At 43.5% G+C, this 16,701-nt stretch carries 14 protein-coding genes; 1 reads left to right on the top strand and 13 read right to left on the bottom strand.

The genetic code is table 11. The features are described 5' to 3' along the window. Positions 1-68: 68 nt before the first annotated feature. The 11 genes from tkt to rhaB all read right to left on the bottom strand — a co-directional run bounded on the left by tkt (position 69) and on the right by rhaB (position 11,972). The gene (gene tkt / locus ENLAB_RS04160) at positions 69-2,072 is read right to left on the bottom strand and encodes a transketolase (protein WP_244352783.1); all 2,004 of its coding nucleotides are present in this window, start codon (positions 2,070-2,072) and stop codon (positions 69-71) included. 165 nt (positions 2,073-2,237) lie between these two features. Beyond that, a complete protein-coding gene (gene alsE, locus ENLAB_RS04165) occupies positions 2,238-2,930 on the bottom strand; it encodes a D-allulose 6-phosphate 3-epimerase (protein WP_244352784.1) in 693 nt (230 codons plus the stop codon). A gap of 70 nt (positions 2,931-3,000) precedes the next feature. Then, complete coding sequence (locus tag ENLAB_RS04170) at positions 3,001-4,101, bottom strand: PTS fructose transporter subunit IIC (RefSeq protein WP_244352785.1); 1,101 nt, start codon at positions 4,099-4,101, stop codon at positions 3,001-3,003. Positions 4,102-4,125: 24 nt separating this feature from the next. Then, positions 4,126-4,446: a PTS fructose transporter subunit IIB gene (locus tag ENLAB_RS04175; protein WP_008380953.1), complete on the bottom strand. Its 321-nt coding sequence runs from the start codon at positions 4,444-4,446 to the stop codon at positions 4,126-4,128. A gap of 25 nt (positions 4,447-4,471) precedes the next feature. After that, positions 4,472-4,924, bottom strand: coding sequence for a PTS sugar transporter subunit IIA (locus ENLAB_RS04180; RefSeq protein ID WP_074536500.1), 453 nt, complete (start codon positions 4,922-4,924; stop codon positions 4,472-4,474). A gap of 58 nt (positions 4,925-4,982) precedes the next feature. After that, complete coding sequence (locus ENLAB_RS04185; RefSeq protein WP_049321074.1) at positions 4,983-5,420, bottom strand: PTS sugar transporter subunit IIA; 438 nt, start codon at positions 5,418-5,420, stop codon at positions 4,983-4,985. Then, a complete protein-coding gene (locus ENLAB_RS04190) occupies positions 5,413-6,891 on the bottom strand; it encodes a BglG family transcription antiterminator (RefSeq protein ID WP_244352786.1) in 1,479 nt (492 codons plus the stop codon). The genes ENLAB_RS04185 and ENLAB_RS04190 overlap by 8 nt, the downstream gene beginning before the upstream one ends. Positions 6,892-7,238: 347 nt before the next feature. After that, positions 7,239-8,390 (bottom strand): lactaldehyde reductase, encoded by a 1,152-nt coding sequence (fucO, locus tag ENLAB_RS04195; RefSeq protein WP_244352787.1) that lies wholly within the window; start codon positions 8,388-8,390, stop codon positions 7,239-7,241. A gap of 84 nt (positions 8,391-8,474) precedes the next feature. Continuing rightward, entirely contained in the window at positions 8,475-9,299 is an 825-nt protein-coding gene (gene rhaD / locus ENLAB_RS04200; protein WP_244352788.1) for a rhamnulose-1-phosphate aldolase, read from the bottom strand. Positions 9,300-9,306: 7 nt separating this feature from the next. Next, positions 9,307-10,560, bottom strand: a complete 1,254-nt coding sequence (gene rhaA / locus ENLAB_RS04205; protein WP_244352789.1) for an L-rhamnose isomerase — start codon at positions 10,558-10,560, stop codon at positions 9,307-9,309. Beyond that, positions 10,557-11,972 carry a rhamnulokinase gene (gene rhaB / locus ENLAB_RS04210; protein WP_439711696.1) on the bottom strand — a complete coding sequence of 472 codons (1,416 nt, stop codon included), beginning with the start codon at positions 11,970-11,972 and terminating at the stop codon, positions 10,557-10,559. The genes rhaA and rhaB overlap by 4 nt, the downstream gene beginning before the upstream one ends. Positions 11,973-12,171: 199 nt before the next feature. On the opposite strand from rhaB, the gene ENLAB_RS04215 reads away from it, so the two are divergent. Beyond that, complete coding sequence (locus ENLAB_RS04215; protein ID WP_077452878.1) at positions 12,172-13,053, top strand: AraC family transcriptional regulator; 882 nt, start codon at positions 12,172-12,174, stop codon at positions 13,051-13,053. A gap of 105 nt (positions 13,054-13,158) precedes the next feature. On the opposite strand, the gene ENLAB_RS04220 is transcribed toward ENLAB_RS04215, so the two are convergent. Both ENLAB_RS04220 and ENLAB_RS04225 read right to left on the bottom strand, forming a co-directional pair. Further along, complete coding sequence (locus tag ENLAB_RS04220; RefSeq protein ID WP_244352793.1) at positions 13,159-14,013, bottom strand: GRP family sugar transporter; 855 nt, start codon at positions 14,011-14,013, stop codon at positions 13,159-13,161. A gap of 102 nt (positions 14,014-14,115) precedes the next feature. Next, on the bottom strand, positions 14,116-16,701 hold the full coding sequence (locus tag ENLAB_RS04225; protein WP_244352795.1) for a glycoside hydrolase family 38 N-terminal domain-containing protein: 2,586 nt from the start codon (positions 16,699-16,701) through the stop codon (positions 14,116-14,118).

Consider the following 16,701-nt stretch of genomic DNA (forward strand, 5'->3'; position numbering starts at 1 on the left):
CGTCTTTAGTAAACAAAAACAGGCGATCTTCAAAGGAGTGTTCCCTCTAAAGATCGCCCGTTTTTTGATTATAGTGAGTTGAAGGTATTCACGACATTCTCAACACTGAAGCCGAATTCCGCTAAGACTTTGTCACCAGGTGCTGATGCACCGAAATGATCGATCGCGATCACTTTTCCATGGCAGCCAGTGTAACGTTCCCAACCAAATGGGGAAGCCGCTTCGATCGCTACCCGTTTCTTCACTGCTTTTGGCAAGACACTTTCTTTGTATTCTGAGCTTTGGACTTCAAACAGATCAAAGCTTGGTAAGGAGACCACCGATACGTCGATGCCTTCTTCTGCCAATTTAGCTTGTGCTTGGACCGCAAGATTCACTTCAGAACCTGTGGCGATCAAAATACCCGCTGGTGTTTCACCGGCTTGTTTTGAAATCACATAGCCACCTTTTGCGACATTTTCATCCGCACCGGTTTGCGTGCCTTCGATCACTGGTAGGTTTTGTCGACTTAAGACTAAGACCGTTGGCTTATCGGTTGTTGTCATGGCCAGTCTCCAAGCAGCACGGGTTTCATTGCCGTCTGCTGGACGAATCACTTGGACATTTGGCATGCAACGGACGCTAGCTAATTGCTCGATTGGCTCGTGGGTCGGTCCATCTTCTCCAACCGCCACGGAGTCATGCGTCAAGACATAGATCACAGGCGCATGCTGGATCGCAGACAAGCGCACCGCTGGACGCAAGTAATCAACGAAGACGAAGAAGGTTCCACCATAGATTCGCGTACCGCCATGCAATTGGATCCCGTTCATCGCTGCCGCCATCGCAAATTCTCGGACACCAAACCAAATGTTGCGGCCTTCGTATTGGCCAGGTTCAAAGTCTTTTTCTGCTGCTACCATCGTGTTGTTGGAACCAGAAAGGTCAGCCGATCCGCCCCATAAGCTAGGTACGGCTTTGGACAACGCTTGGATCATCTCTTTGCTGGATACCCGACTAGCTTGTGAGCTGCCAACTTCGTAGCTTGGTAATGCTGCATCCCAATCTGCTGGCAATTCACCTACAAAGGCTTGTTTGAATTGCGCCGCAAGTTCTGGATAGGCTGCTTCATAGGCATGGAAAGTTTCGTTCCAAGCTTCTTCAGCTTTTTTCCCTTCATCGATCATGGTTTCTTTGAAGCGCGCAGCAACTTCGTCAGGTACAGTAAATTCTGGGTATTCCCAGCCATAAATCGCTTTGGCTGCTGAAATGCCTTCGGCACCGATCGGCGCACCATGGACGGCAGAGGTGCCTTGATTTGGTGCACCGTATCCGATCACAGTCTTGATTTCGATCAAGGTTGGTTTGTCGCTTTCAACTTTTGCTTCGTCGATCGCTTTCGAGATCGCTTCTAAATCATTGCCGTCTTCAACGAGAATGTGTTGCCAGCCATACGCCTCAAAACGCGCACCGACATTTTCTGTAAAGGCTTTTGAAGTTGGGCCATCTAGGGAGATGTCATTTGAATCGTACAAGACGATCAGTTTGTCTAATTTCATGTGACCCGCCATGGATGCAGCTTCTTGCGAAACACCTTCCATCAAGTCCCCATCGCCACATAAGGCATAGGTATAGTGATCAATGACTTGATACTTGTCGCGATTGTAGGTTGCAGCCAAGTGGGCTTCGGCCATCGCCATACCGACTGCCATAGCGATCCCTTGTCCTAAAGGTCCAGTGGTTGCTTCCACGCCGTCTGTGTGATCGACTTCTGGATGTCCTGGCGTGCGGCTATCCCATTGACGGAAGTTTTTTAGATCCTCAATGGTCACATCGTAACCAGACACGTGCAACAAGCTGTACAATAGTGCCGAACCATGTCCAGCAGACAAAACAAAGCGGTCACGATCCACCCAGTTGCGAGAAGTCGTTGGATTGACTTTCAAGTGTTTCGTCCACAAGGCATAGGCCATGGGTGCTGCCCCCATCGGTAATCCCGGATGTCCTGAATTGGCTTTTTGTACAGCTTCGATACTTAATGTACGAAGGGTGTTCACTCCTAATTGATCGATTTTATCAAATAGTTTTTTCAATTAAATTGCCTCCTTCACTTTCTTCAGCCAGCATGTTTCTATTCACTGCCTTTTCACAATAAAAAAGAACCGGACGTCCAAAGTTTACTGGCTAATAGGTAACGAATGCTCCTCTTTTTAACAGTCCTAACTTTGGTCGTCCGGTTCTTTTGCTTTCGGCTTTGCTCAGCTGCTCAAAACTTTTCCAGTCATTTCTTGATAATCTGCGACCATGATCGACCATGCTTTGGCAATGTCGTCATCTAAACCAAACAATCCACTGCGTCCGACAATATAGATGTCTGGATTGGCTTCATCGATCCGTTTGAAGGATTTCCGATTGGAGGAACCGTCCATTTCAATGACATAGTGATAGTCATATTCTTCCCGTAATTCCCGCAATTCAACAATTTTATCTAACGCCCCTTCAATAAAGCGTTGGCCAGCAAACCCTGGATCAACCGTCATGATCGTGACTTTATCCAATAGATCGATATAAGGCAAAATGACCGATACTGGCGTTTCAGGATTTAAAACGATCCCGGCTTTTAATCCAGCATCATGGATTTGATCGATCAGACGAAATGCTAATCCATCCAAAACCTCAGCGTGCATACAGATCCATTCACAGTTGATATCGATCAGCTGCTGCACCCAAAAAACAGGTTCAGTGACCATCAAATGAGCGGACAGAGGCAACGTACTGATTTTGCGGACCTCTTGAATAAACCATGGGGATAGGGAAATATTGGGTACGTAATGACCATCCATAATATCAATATGATAGGAGTCCACTTGGTCATTCAAAAAAGTGATTTGTTCTTTAAATTTATCTAGATCCATCGTCATCAATGACGGTGAAAATTCAACTTTGTTCATAGACTTATCCTTTCTCCTCAATCAGTCTTGTACTGAGAGGAACGATTCTTCTTCCAATTGAATCGCTTTTTTAGAAAATTTGAATATCATCTAAATCGATTTCTTCTTCTTCCACTTCTGCTTGTACGGCTACTTGTTCTTCAGTGACATTTTTCTTAATCAAAGCCAAGGTGATCCCAGTCACTACTATATTTACCAGCAAAGCTACTGCCCCAGCCCATGGACGAGTCATGGTCGGCAGCATCAGCACACCACCAAACGGTACAGTTGCATCTGCTCCTAAGACCATTGAAACAGCTCCGCCAGCAGCGCCGCCAATAGCTGTTGCGATCAGCCCTCGGACGATATCGTTCATAACGATTGGGATCACCCCTTCAACGATATTGATCACACCCATTGGTACGGCAGATTTTAACGTTTCCACTTCTACAGGCGTATAGATGTTTTTGCCGAACAGTTTTGCAATAAAGAATGCTAAACCAAAGCCGATCGGTGTTGCAGTATTGACTAATTGCAGTGCAGTGATCGGTCCATTGATTCCTTCTGCTTGCATCGTCAGAACAAAAGCAAAGACCGTTTTATTGATTGGTCCACCATAATCAACGCCGCTCAACAAGCCGATGACGGCACCAAAAACCAATAATGAAGAGGAGCCTAAGCTATTTAGTGCGTTCGTCAGTAAGTTCGTAAAGGCAGTGATCGGTGTACCGATAATATAGACCATGATCAGACCACCGATCAAAGAGGTCAAAAAGGGAATGATCAATGTCGGCATCAAGCCTTTCGCCCAATTTGGTACTTTAATAAATCGGAAAATAGCAATTACTAGATATCCAGCTAAGTAGCCGCCCAAAATTCCCCCAATAAAACCTGCACCAATGGCATTGGCTGTCAAACCAATAATAAACCCTGGCGCGATCCCCGGTTTTTCGGCAATCGCATAAGAAATTCCTGTCGCAATGACCACTGGAAGCAACCCGAGTCCTGCGCCTCCCATCGTAGCTAAAGCATCCCAAATCGTAAATTCACCTGGCACTAGTTGTCCCTGGCTGGTGCCGCCGAAAGCCATGCCAATGGCAATCAAGAATCCGGCACCGCAGACAATCGGAATCAAATAGGAGATGGCTGTCAACAAATGTCCTTTTAAATTCAATGCTTTGATTTTTTCCATAGTTTCCTTCCTCCTTCGGTTTGCTTAGACCGCCTGCTGTTGGACGACCTCTTTGGCTTTTTCCAACAATTTGCTTGGGGACTTGATGGCAACTTCGGTCGGCACTTGAATGATTCGTTTCCCTTCAAATCGTTCACGTCCTGCTACTTTGACGTCAACTGCTAAAATCACGACATCTGCAGCCGCAATCGCTTCAGGTGACAATTCATTTTCACGGCCGATCGTTCCTTGTGTTTCCACATGGATCTCGTAACCTGCCTTTTTAGCCGCATTTTCTAACTTTTCTTGAGCAATATAAGTGTGAGCGATCCCTACTGTACATGCACATACTCCGACGATTTTCATAAATAATTCCTCCTTAAATTTTCTGTTATCCTTGAAATGCTTCAATCACTTGCTGCGGCTCTTTTGCTTTCAACAAGGCAGCCGTCACCTCGTCATTTCCTAATTTCCGAGCGAACAAAGAGAGCAATTTCAAATGCTTTTGCGCCCCTTCCGTGTCATCACCGACGGCGAATAAGATAATTCCTTTCACTCCCTTGCCATCCAACGTTTCCCAAGGGATCTCTTCTTTTAAAACCCCGATTGCTACGCCGATCTCCTTCACATGAGCACTTTTTCCATGAGGAATGGCAATGTAATTACCAATCCCTGTTTGACCAACTGCTTCCCGCTCATAGACATCTTTTAAAAATGCTGCCTGATCCGTCAAGTACTCATTGGTATATAAAAGCTGACTCAATTGCTGCAGGGCTTCTTCTTTAGAAGCTGCCTCCATGTTGGTTTTGATTATTTTTGGATCAATTACTGTTGAAATATCCATTCGTTTTCCTCCTCTAGTTGAGTACCTCTTGCCTTACTGAATTGATCATTCATTCCTATCAGCCGCGTTGGTTGAGAAGGAAGGCTTCGATTTCTTCTTTTGATTTTTCTGCAATGAATTGCAGATTTTCTTCATAGGCGAAACATTTCATTAAGCGGATGACTGCCTGTTTCACCGCGGTTGTTTCGTCAGTCTTCATCAGGATCGCAAAAATTGTTTTTGCTTGCAGCGTTCCCTGCCAAAGGACTTTTTCACCTCTGACTAGGACGATTCCACTTTTTTTCACCACAGCACTTTCAATGTGTGGTAGCGCAAAATCTTCAGCAATCATCGTATTGCCGCTCGCTTCTCGGGCTTGCAGTGCTTCAAATAGCAGGGTTTTGCTCTCCGTCAGCCCGATTGTTTGACTAACAGCTGCAATCTTCCTTAAAACATCGACTTTCGTCTCTCCTGCTTCTGTTGAAACTAACGTAAGGGACAAAGGGAATTTAGTCATTTCTCACCCTCCCAATCATCGCTTCAAGGCGTTTTTGGTCTTCCATCGTCAGCATGGCGCTCACGATCACGACCGGAATCGGACTATCGATCGTTAATTGAACGGTTGAGATGATCATCTCCGTATCCGGGTGTTGCTTTAAAGCCGCTTCCACATCACGAGAAGGTAGGACAGCGGTGATTGCCAACTCACGAAATTTCTTATGCACTTTTACTTTTAATAATTCGGAGGTCCCGATTCCCGTAGTACAGACGATCATAACCTTGAGTTGTTGAGGATGTTCTTCGATCGCTTGAGCAAAGTAAAGGGTGACAAAGCCGATTTCATCTTCTGTGAGCGCTGGCAAATCGTACACTTGGCAGATTTCTCTTGCAGTCTCTTCGGTAGCAAAAAACAAATCTGTGTATTCTAATTTGATTTGCTCCAAAAGATTGTTTTTGACTTCGATGCCATGTCGCAACCGATTGATCATTGGTTTGATATGGCGAGCCAATTTACCGAATAACTCCTCGTCTTCAAATGAGCGCTGCAGCTGAGTGCTCATTTTTTCTATAAATGCATTGGAAATCAGTTTTACTTGTTCTGACAGATCCTCTAATTCATCCGTGGCCTTTTGCATCCGTGAGGAGACAAGGTATTGATACATATAATAGCCTTCGTTTTCTGGTAATTTCGTATGCAAGTACTCTTCGCTATTGCCAATGATCTCCTTGGCGATGGTGGCTAACTCTGGGTTTTCTTGCATTTGCTGTTTCTCTTTCTCATCTAAAATATCCTCGTTAAACGAATTCCCTACTTTGCGAAACCGTCGCAATAAGATATACAGGTGAGAAAAAAGATTAATGTTATAAGGATGTGGTATTACTAATCCTAGGTGATTTTCAATCAAATTCAGCTGTCGCAAAACAAACTCCGCATCATAACGGTTGAACGCCTCATTCGTCACATGCAGATCATCCATGCGGATGTTGCGGGTTTGTTGGATATACTCCTGCAATGCACGACGGATATTTTTTTCTGCACCGTTCACCCCGATCATTTTATTTTTGCGGGAAACCGTCAGCTCAAAACGCTGCAAAGCTTCAGAAATTAATTTCTCATCACTGTTGATGACCGTTTCACTTACATAAAAAGGCTGATACAGGGAAAAAATATTCTTTCTTTTGGGTGAAATAAGCAATAGCTCCTCCATCACCTTGTTACGGCGTTCCACTGGTGTCAGCGCATTCGGCATTTCCGCTTTCTGACTCTGGGGCTTTTCTTGATGATGGAAACTTAAGCGGTAGCCTTTCCCTTTTTCTGAGAGAATCACATAGTCAATCGCGGCATCCTCATTGATCGCTTTTACGATGCGATAAATCGACTTTGTAGAAAGTCGAAGCGCTGCGGATAGTTCATCGGCTGTGACAAATTCTCTCGTATTGGAAAGAATATGGATGATTTTTCTCTTTCGTTGTTCCATAACAGTCATGTAACCGTTCTCCTTTCTACACACTTATCATAGCACTAGGAAATGTAAGCGTTCTACCATTCTTTGTCCCCTTCATGGGACAAAGACGATCAATAATAAGAATTACAATACAACGTTATGGACAAAAAAAACAGCCATTTTTCAAAATGGCTGTAACAAAATCAGTGTTATCGTCAATGTTCCTTATTCAACTGTTGGAATAAGAAAAGCTGCTAGTTCCCATGAAACGAGAAGGAAAACGCCGTTTATCGAAACCCTTCAAACGCCGTTAAAGAGCAATCCAGGTTTAAACGGCTTGTGCAGCAAGCGAAATAACCACGCTCATTGAAAGGAACGATTTGAGCTTTTTACATCAACGAACGATAAAGCTCAATAATCTCTTCTAAAGTCGTATCCCGCGGGTTGCCTGGTGTGCAGACATCGTTCAAGGCATCTTTGGCGATGGCTGGGATATCTTCTTCTTTGACGCCTAATTCAGAAATGGTCGCTGGAATGCCCACATCTTTGCTTAACTGATCGATGGCTTGGCAAGCAGCATCTCGGACGTCTTCAAGTGACATCGTTTCTGCCCCTTCAATGCCTAAAACGATCGCGATCTCACGATATTTTTCTCCCGTAAAGTCTTTGTTGTATTTCATGATGGTTGGCAACAAGGACGCGCACGCTACTCCGTGAGGAATGTTGTACCAAGCGGACAATGGATGTGCCATGCCGTGGACTAAGCCCAAGCCGACGTTTGAAAAGCCCATACCAGCAATGTATTGTCCTAGCGCCATTGCTTCTCGTCCTGCTTGATCGCCCTTCACGGAATCTCTCAATGAGCGGCCGATGATCTCGATTGCTTTGATGTGCAGCATATCAGTCATTTCCCAAGCGCCTTTAGTGATGAAGCCTTCGATGGCGTGGGTCATGGCATCCATTCCCGTTGCGGCTGCCAAGCTCTTCGGCATCCCCATCATCATATCGCTGTCCACAAAGGCTACTAGAGGAATATCGTGAGGATCTACACAAACAAATTTCCGATGATTTTCTTCATCTGTAATCACATAGTTGATCGTTACTTCGGCTGCAGTTCCAGAAGTTGTCGGTACCGCTAAAATCGGCAAGCATGGATGTTTCGTGTCTGCCACGCCTTCCAAACTAATCACATCTGAGAATTCAGGATTCGTAGCAATGATTGCGATCGCTTTTGCCGTATCGATCGGTGAACCACCGCCAATCGCAATGATACAATCGGCTTGGGCTTCTTTGACAAACGCTAAGCCGTCTTTGACATTTTGGATCGTTGGGTTGGGCACGATCCCATCATATAACGTATAGTCGATACCTGCTTCATCCAATAATTTCGTCACTTTGGTCGCAACTTCAAATTTTACCAAATCTTTGTCGGTGATCACTGCCGCTTTTTTGAACCCTCGTGCCTTGAATTCTGTCGGTACGTTCTCGATCGCTCCTTTTCCAAAATACGATGTTTCATTCAAAATCATTCTATTCGCCATTCTTCCTACCTCCATTTGTTTGTTTATTCACAATATCTTTTAAATAGAAAAGACTGAAAGCCTTTTCTATTCTTCTACCATTGATTATACCTCAAGATAGCCTGCTCGGGGAGTGACTTTGAAAGCGTCAGCCAATTTTTTCAGATTTTCATCCGTAATGGTTTGTAAAATTGGGCCTTGTGCTTTGACATAGGTGTACACTTCCGCAGCTTTCTCTGCCGTTTCAATCAAGCCAAAGACTTCGTCCATATCTTTGCCGGCGCCATAGATCCCATGTTGCGGCCAAAGGACCAAACGGGTTTCTTTCATTTTAGCAGCTGTTGCTTCGCCGATCTCGTTCGTTCCTGGAACCATCCAAGGAATGATGGAAACTCCTTCTGGGAAGACCACCAAGCACTCCGTACACATCTGCCACAGAGTCCTCGTGAAACTGCGTTCATCCAACTCATGGGTAAAACTCATGGCTAAAAGATGCGATGCGTGGTTATGCATGATGATTCGGTTTTCTGGATCGACCGACAAGCGAGCGATATGACTCATAAAATGACTTGGCAGTTCACTCGTTGGCACCGCACCATTTTCCAAGCCCCAAAGCAATTCCAATGTTTGCCCATCTTCTTTGACTCGGATCACACCAAGGTTTTCCGCTGGATGTGCCGCTACATTTTTAAAGTATTTTCCTGAACCTGTCACGATAAAGTACTTGCCAGCTAGTGCAGTGGCATCAAAAATCATGGGAATTTCCCGCAAGACGCTTTGCGGATCGATGAAAGGCAAGATCTCTTCTTCTGTTAATAAGTAAGAAATATTGCCGCCGTTGCGCTCATCCCACCCTAAACGGTAAAGATTTGCTGTCGTTTTCATCATTTCTTGTACAAAATTCGCTTGTAAAATATCAATCTTTTTCATTGTTCTCCTACTTTCTGGCTTTTAAGACGGTTTCTTCATAGGTTTTCACTTCTGATAGCCAATCCAGACCTGCTGGTACCCCTTGGCTTTCACAGAAGTAATTCCAAACATCTGCATACGGATAGTCTTTTAATTCTTCCGTCATGGCTAAACGAGTGGTGAAATCACCTGACAATTCGATTGCTTTTAGTTCTTCGATCGGTTCTAGCATCGCTTTTAGCAACGCTTTTTGAGTATTGCGCGTCCCGATCACCCACGCAGCGACCCGATTGATCGTCGCATCAAAGAAATCTAACCCAATGTTGGTTTTTGGTAATAAGTCATTGCGAACCAATTCGCGGCCAATCTCTTGCAATTCATCATCCATGATCACGACATGATCACTATCCCAGCGTACAGGACGGCTGACATGCAGCAAAATGCCTTTGCTAAATAGTGCCAATGAAGACAGTTTATTGGAGATCACTTCGGTTGGATGGAAATGTCCAGCATCCAAACAAATCAATTTATCGCGTGTCAAGCCATAGCCCATATAAAATTCATGAGAGCCGACGGTGTAGGCTTCGGCACCAAGACCAAACAACTTGCTTTCCACGGCATCTATCGTGTATTCCGCTGGCAATTCTTCAGCAAAAATCTCATCTAATGCTGTCATCAAGCGTTCCCGTGGTGTAAAACGATCGATCGGGTTGTCTTTGTAGCCATCTGGCACCCAGAAATTATTGACACAGACTTGCCCAGTTTCTTTCCCCATATAAGCAGCGATTTGACGCGAACGTTTGCCGTGTTCGATCCAGAACTGACGAACTTCTTCATCTGGTGAAGCAAGGGTAAAGCCATCTTTGAACATGGGATGTGAGAAAAAGGTTGGATTGAAGTCTAAACCTAAGCCTTGTTCCTTCGCCCAAGCAACCCATTTTTCAAAATGCTTCGGCTCCAATTCATTTAGATCCACTGCTTCCTCGGTGTCTAAATAGATGGCGTGAAGGTTCAATTTGTGTTTTCCAGGAATCAAAGAGTAGGCTTTTTCTAAATCTTGGCGCAACTCCTCTGGGGTATGGGCAGCACCAGGATAATTCCCCGTTACAGAGATCCCACCAGATAATGCTTCATCACTCAAAAATCCTTGGACATCGTCCCCTTGCCAAACATGCATCGAGATTTTCACATCGGCTAATTTTTTCAAAACCGCATCCGTGTCGACGCCTAATTTGGCATATGCTGTCTTAGCTTCTTCATAACGCTGTTGAATCGTTGTCATTTTTTTCCTACTCCTTCTATAAAACGTTGATAGTTGCTTAAAATCTTGTGATCAAAAGGCTGTGGTTCATGAACACTGCAAGGAAATGAGTGTTTGACCGCGCGGCGTGCTTCAGCCAGCGACGTGAAGATGCCAGCACTCATCATCTGCATTAAAAGATTTCCGATCGCCGTTGCTTCACTTGGGCCGGCTTCGATCGTCAGCTGCGCAGCATCAGCCGTCAGTTGATTTAAAAAGCGATTATTGGAACCGCCCCCCACGATATGCAGTTTTTGCAGCTTGTTTGTCGTACCTGTCAGCTGTTCCAGCTTTTGTAATTCACTGGCATAACAAAGCGCTAAGTTATCATACACACAGCGAGCCAGTTCCCCTGCGGTTTCTGGAACTTTCTGCTGGGTTTCTCGACAATACGCTTGCAGTTCAGTAATCATGTTTTCTGGATTCAAAAAACGAGGATCATTGACATCGACAAACTGTTGAAAAGCAGGCGTTGCTTGCGCCAATTCCGCCAATTCTGCATAGGAATACTGATAGTCTTGCTGCCGAGCCACTTCTTGGATCAGCCACATGCCCATAATATTTTTTAAAAAGCGAATCGTGTTGTGGGCACCCCATTCGTTCGTATAATTTTCATCAAAGGCGGCAAGGGAAACATTGGGTACTTTGGTTTCGATCCCCAGCAATGACCAAGTCCCGCTGCTGATGTAGCCCCAATCTGAACCCTCTCCAGGTGTACCGATGATCGCCGACGCCGTATCATGACTAGCGACAGTGACAAAGGTCGCTTGTGGCAAATCATAGGCTGGAAACTTCTGTGTTTGCAGTGCGCCTAAAACCGTCCCAGCATCAACCAAAGGTGGGAATAGGCCTTCTGTTACGCCGACCTCAGCTAACAATTCTGAATCCCATGTTTGGGTGTTGGCATTTAGAAGCTGCATCGTCGAGGCATTGGTTTTTTCCGTGACCATCTTGCCAGTAAAAACGTAGCCCAAATAATCTGGAATCAACAGCAGTTTGTCGGCTTTTTGCAACAGTTGCGCTTCTTCTGTGGCTAATTGAAAAATCGTGTTGAAGGGCTGCAGCTGAATGCCTGTTTTCTCATACAGTTTTTGCAAAGAATAGCGCTGACCAAAAGTTGCGATCGCATCATTGGTGCGACTATCTCGATAAGCAACTGGGTCGCCTAAACGCTCGCCTGCTTGATCGATCAAACAGTAATCCACTGCCCAGGTGTCGATTCCGACGAAGCAGTCATTGATACCTGCTTGTTTCACTTTTTGCAGTCCTACTAAAATCTCTTGGATCAAATAATCGATCGCCCAACGGTCAAAGCCGTCATGGGGACGAAAGCCGTTTTTAAAGCGATGGATCTCTTCTAAAGTGATCTGCTCATTTTCCCAACGGCTCAGCATCAGACGACCGCTTGATGCGCCGATATCGATTGCGATAAATGTGTTCACTGGTCTCCACCTTTCATTATCTTGTTTAAAAATAAATCGATTACAATCCACTGATTCATTCTTGTTGACTCAATTTTAGCTTGACAATCAACGAGTTTCATCACACAATTTTGATAAAGACTTGCACAATCTTGGTAAAAAGGAGGATCCGATGGACTACTGGGAAAAAGCCAACCACTCATGGTCAACCGATTCACTGCGTTACATCAATACTTCAACCCAAAAGCAGCGTGAACTTTTCTATTACATTCAAGAAATCGGCTATTTCAAAGCCAGCAAACCTTACTTTACAGAACGAGAGAACCTGCCTTCTTATTTGATCAAATATACATTGTCCGGCTGCGGTGAATTGCGCTACAAAGGTAAAAGCTATCAATTAAAAGCAGGTGATGTGTTTTTTATCGACTGCCTAGACTATCAGTACTACCGCACCGTTAGTCAAGAGCCCTGGGAAATGGACTGGATCCATCTATATGGCGCCAACGTCGCAGCGTTTTATGATGAATTTCTCAAAAATGGCAGTCCAGTTTTTCACACCAATCCTGCCAGCAGTCGTCAAAATCCGATCCACTTGGTCTTACAAGATTTATTGATGCTACAGCCAGAACCAAATGCGAAAACCGCCTTCCAAAGCTCTGTTTTGATCCATCAGCTGCTCAATGAACTGCTCCTGCAAAAATATCATCTCGATTTTTCGGATAGTGAGATCCCGCCTTATATTTTGCAGATTCGTGACCAGCTAGAAGAGGATTTCCGTCAAGGGATCACCTTGGAATGTTTGGAGGAAAGGTACCATATTAATAAGTATCAAATCGTCAAGGAGTTTTCCAAATACATGGGCTTGCCCCCCATCGAGTACCAGATCAGCAAACGCATCTCTTATTCGAAAGACCTTTTGCGTTATTCTCGGCTATCCATCAAAGAGATCTCATTGGCGATCGGCATCGAAAACACCGCCTATTTCAGCCGTTTATTCAAGAAAAAAGTCGGCATTTCACCTAGTGATTATCGCCAGACGGAGAATGGACGGTAAAAAAAACATGAAATCATTCACTGATTTCATGTTTTTTTGCATCTATTGATTAAACTGTTATCTGCTATTTTATTGATCACTAACTAAAATTGCTCAGGTGCAAAGTTATTTCAACCAACTCATCCCTAATACACCAACCATATAGAGCAAGCTACCAAGAGCTACAAATTGCTTTTCTCTGCCAACTTTTTGTTCCTTTAAGAGGATAATACTTCCATAAGTAGCAACAAGTAAGCTCATTTGAGAAAATGAATAGGTTACGCCTACACCTAAAGATGACGATACAGCGAATAACGAAGTATTCGCGATAACCCATGTGCTACCAGTACCTAAATTGCGGATTATTTTGCGGAAATGCAACTGTTGCTTACTTTTCAAGGAAATTACGCTTCCCCCGAGAAACATCCCTACTGCCTGAGGCATGAAAATCTGTGCGCCACTTATCTGAAACAGACCAGTGACTGTCACATATAGCATCAAAAAAGCTGAAGAACAACATAGATAAAGAAGTACTTGCGGTGTTAATCCTGTTTGCTGATGAGTTGTTTTAGTTACAAGGAAAACACCTGTTAGAATGACTCCTAATGCCATGATTGAGAAAATTACAGTCGTTAAATCTGTCCATTCTTTGAGAAAGAAACCAGATGCTAATGTAACAAATAATAATTGGGTCCCTACGGAGACGGGCATTACTTTAGAAACCTCCGCTTTCTCCAAAGCGAGAAATTGGAAGTATTGTCCGCAAGCCCAAAAAACCCCAGATAATAAACTGATGGAAAATGGCACCAAGGCATAACTCACTTGATTCAAGAAACCAAATACACTACCGAAAATCAAGGCTGCGATTGTTGTTCCTAGCAGTTGTTCCTCTGATTTTCCTCCCATCAATTTAGCGACGATTGGCATTAAGCCCCATCCTAGTGCAGGCAGTGAGGCAAGCAATAAAAGTTGTACGGACATAAAAACTCCTTCTAAACATTGTAAAAAGCGAGAACACAAAATCTTGTAGAGGAAAACGTTACAAAAGCAATTCCTTCTCGACAAATTTTGTGTTCTTTATTCCTAGTTTTTAGTTAATAAATAGGTTGCTACCCCATAAGCATGGATGATATGATCCGCTTCAAGCGGTTCTTCTAAGGCATTGATTCGTTGATATGCGTACCCATTAAATAATTTTTTTGGCTCAAGAGATCGTTCTTTGTTCGTTGAATTGACGAAACGGATAACGATTCCCTCAGAGTAATACGCATTATGAAGCGCACTGACTCCCACACCTGGTTCTAAGCTGCAGGACAACAAAGAAAGAGACATGTCGGTCAGAGATAATGGATCAATGCGCTTTTGAATTTTATTATCTATGCGATAAATAAAGTAATTCAAATCTTGCAATTGATAAGAAATCGATGGCTGTTCTTTAACAGTTTTCCAAGTAGCCAACAACTCTTCAGAAATAGCTGTTGATGCAACTCGCAGGGAAAAATCGAAGACCATCTCATAGTTTTCCATTTGAGCAAGAGGCGTTTCCATCATAATATGTCCCTTTTTGGTTGTATCGCCAGAAGCGCGACCTGGTCGATACAACAAATCCGGTTTTCCAAGGGAGTCGGTTGTAGCTAGTACCGTTACATATAAGGAGTCGTCGAGATATTCATACTCTTTGCTCTGCTCACTATAAAAAACGAGGGCGTTTTCTTGATCATAAACAACCACTTGTTTTTCAAATGGTTCAATATTGACGGGTTTTTCTGCATATTTTTCTTGCCAATTTTCCAGTGTTTGATTTCTTTTTTCAAGATAGCCAAATTGAATGGCTGCAAACGCTCTTTCTATCGGCTTGTTTAATCGAGCTTTCACTCGAATCCGATGATTTAAAAGCGTATTTTTAAAACGTAACTTTGCGTTTACCTCACCATTTTTTGTCAATTGGAGGGTCAATGTATAAGCAAATGTTTTGGTGGCGATTCCTTTCATCCGTTCTTCGATCGTATACGGTAGCTGTAAACTTCCTTCCAAAACCAATGTTTCTTGCTTTCCTTTGCAGCTGGCAAAACGAAGCGTGATCGGTTGATCATTCAAAATAGGCGAATAGTCATACGTATCACCGGCATTACTATCATCGATGATCGACAAGAAATCCACGATCTGTTGTTTTCCATCTGAATAAATCAGGTGGTCATCTTCAAAGGAGAGCATGTATTTTCCATTTCTAATCCATGTGTTTTGATCTAAAGACGATTCGGGAGTTGTCTCTTGCTCTTCAAATGTAAGGACTTGATAGCCAAGGCCTGAAAAGGAACAGTTCACTTGAACGGTTAACAGATAATACCCCTCTTCTTCAATAAAACGGTTGCCAGCAGGAGTTTCTTCCATAATATTTTTCCTGCTTGGGATATACACTGCTTTAAGAACAGATGAATCAGCTCCAATAACCTTGATATTGTTGGTTCTGGATACGATCTTAACGAATTTCTCCCCTTGAAATGGCACTGGTGTTGGATGAAGAATCAGAAATTGGTTGGCTTGTAAAGCGAGTCCTTCACTGATTCTTTTTAAAATCAAATTTTCAATGCTCTCACAGATCTCACTGATTTCTTTTACCCGATGACTGATATCTTGTGCAACACCATCTGATACACAGCCTGCCAAACTATCATGGGCTTGACATTCAAATAACTTTTTCCAAGCTTTCATTAGCAAGCGATTACTTAATTCGATCCCTAAATCTTTCGCAATAACTAACATTGGTTCAATTTCTAAAACTAATTTGTTTTCTAATCGAAAAATCTCACGTTTCAGATCCATTCGTACAGAACCAATCGTTTTGTGAACCCGCGCAAAAACCGGTGCACGAAACTCTCCTTGATAAACTTCTAGTTCTTTTTGACGGACGATCTCCATAAATGCTGGATAGGTGCTCAATTGATACTTGTATTTTCCTAGCTGATTGATTTTCGTTAGTTTTTCTTCTATGGCAGAAACAATGCCTAACTGATCATTTCCAGTTGGAATCAAGATTTCAGGTTCATTCGCGTAGCTCTTAATAAAATCGACACCTTTATCGAGTCTGCCATCTACATAACTGCTCGTTGGCTCCAATTGCTGCTGTGCACCATATCCTTGAGGAAAATTCACCGCATACAGTGAATCTTGCCCACTTAAACTCGTCCATTTAAAGTAAGGGGATTTGACCTGTTCCCCTAAATCGATGCCTCGCCAAAAGATAATGTTATCAAGTCCAACTTCGTTCAATATGGTTGGCATTTGAGCATTAAAACCAAATGTATCTGGCAAATAGCCGATCGGCATATAGCTGCCATATTTTTTGCTATCAAATATACCAATCATGGCATTTCGAATGATGGACTCACCAGAAGCAAAAAAGGCATCTGTTTGGGTGTACCAAGGACCGATGAACAATTGACCATTGGCGATCAACTCTTTGACCTCAGTCAAGCGCTCAGGATATAGTTCTAAATAATCGTCAAGAATAGACAGTTGTCCATCTAGCACAAAAGAAGCAGTCGGTTGCCTCTTTAGTTCTTTTAGTACATCACTAAATAATTGGTCACTCAAAACGACACAGTCCATTGAAGTAAAATACCATTCACGATCCCAATGGGTGTGGTTTACTATGTGTACATTTGTCAT

Source organism: Enterococcus innesii (assembly GCF_022846515.1).
Classification (GTDB): domain Bacteria; phylum Bacillota; class Bacilli; order Lactobacillales; family Enterococcaceae; genus Enterococcus_D; species Enterococcus_D innesii.

Excerpts from the sequence above, each read along its gene's own strand:
- rhaA (WP_244352789.1), bottom strand. The coding sequence starts at position 10,560 with ATGACAACGATTCAACAGCGTTATGAAGAAGCTAAGACAGCATATGCC.
- ENLAB_RS04170 (WP_244352785.1), bottom strand. The coding sequence starts at position 4,101 with ATGGAAAAAATCAAAGCATTGAATTTAAAAGGACATTTGTTGACAGCC.
- ENLAB_RS04185 (WP_049321074.1), bottom strand. The coding sequence starts at position 5,420 with ATGACTAAATTCCCTTTGTCCCTTACGTTAGTTTCAACAGAAGCAGGA.
- rhaD (WP_244352788.1), bottom strand. The coding sequence starts at position 9,299 with ATGAAAAAGATTGATATTTTACAAGCGAATTTTGTACAAGAAATGATG.
- ENLAB_RS04180 (WP_074536500.1), bottom strand. The coding sequence starts at position 4,924 with ATGGATATTTCAACAGTAATTGATCCAAAAATAATCAAAACCAACATG.
- ENLAB_RS04225 (WP_244352795.1), bottom strand. The coding sequence starts at position 16,701 with ATGACAAATGTACACATAGTAAACCACACCCATTGGGATCGTGAATGG.
- alsE (WP_244352784.1), bottom strand. The coding sequence starts at position 2,930 with ATGAACAAAGTTGAATTTTCACCGTCATTGATGACGATGGATCTAGAT.
- ENLAB_RS04215 (WP_077452878.1), top strand. The coding sequence starts at position 12,172 with ATGGACTACTGGGAAAAAGCCAACCACTCATGGTCAACCGATTCACTG.
- ENLAB_RS04175 (WP_008380953.1), bottom strand. The coding sequence starts at position 4,446 with ATGAAAATCGTCGGAGTATGTGCATGTACAGTAGGGATCGCTCACACT.
- ENLAB_RS04220 (WP_244352793.1), bottom strand. The coding sequence starts at position 14,013 with ATGTCCGTACAACTTTTATTGCTTGCCTCACTGCCTGCACTAGGATGG.
- fucO (WP_244352787.1), bottom strand. The coding sequence starts at position 8,390 with ATGGCGAATAGAATGATTTTGAATGAAACATCGTATTTTGGAAAAGGA.
- rhaB (WP_439711696.1), bottom strand. The coding sequence starts at position 11,972 with ATGCTGAGCCGTTGGGAAAATGAGCAGATCACTTTAGAAGAGATCCAT.
- ENLAB_RS04190 (WP_244352786.1), bottom strand. The coding sequence starts at position 6,891 with ATGACTGTTATGGAACAACGAAAGAGAAAAATCATCCATATTCTTTCC.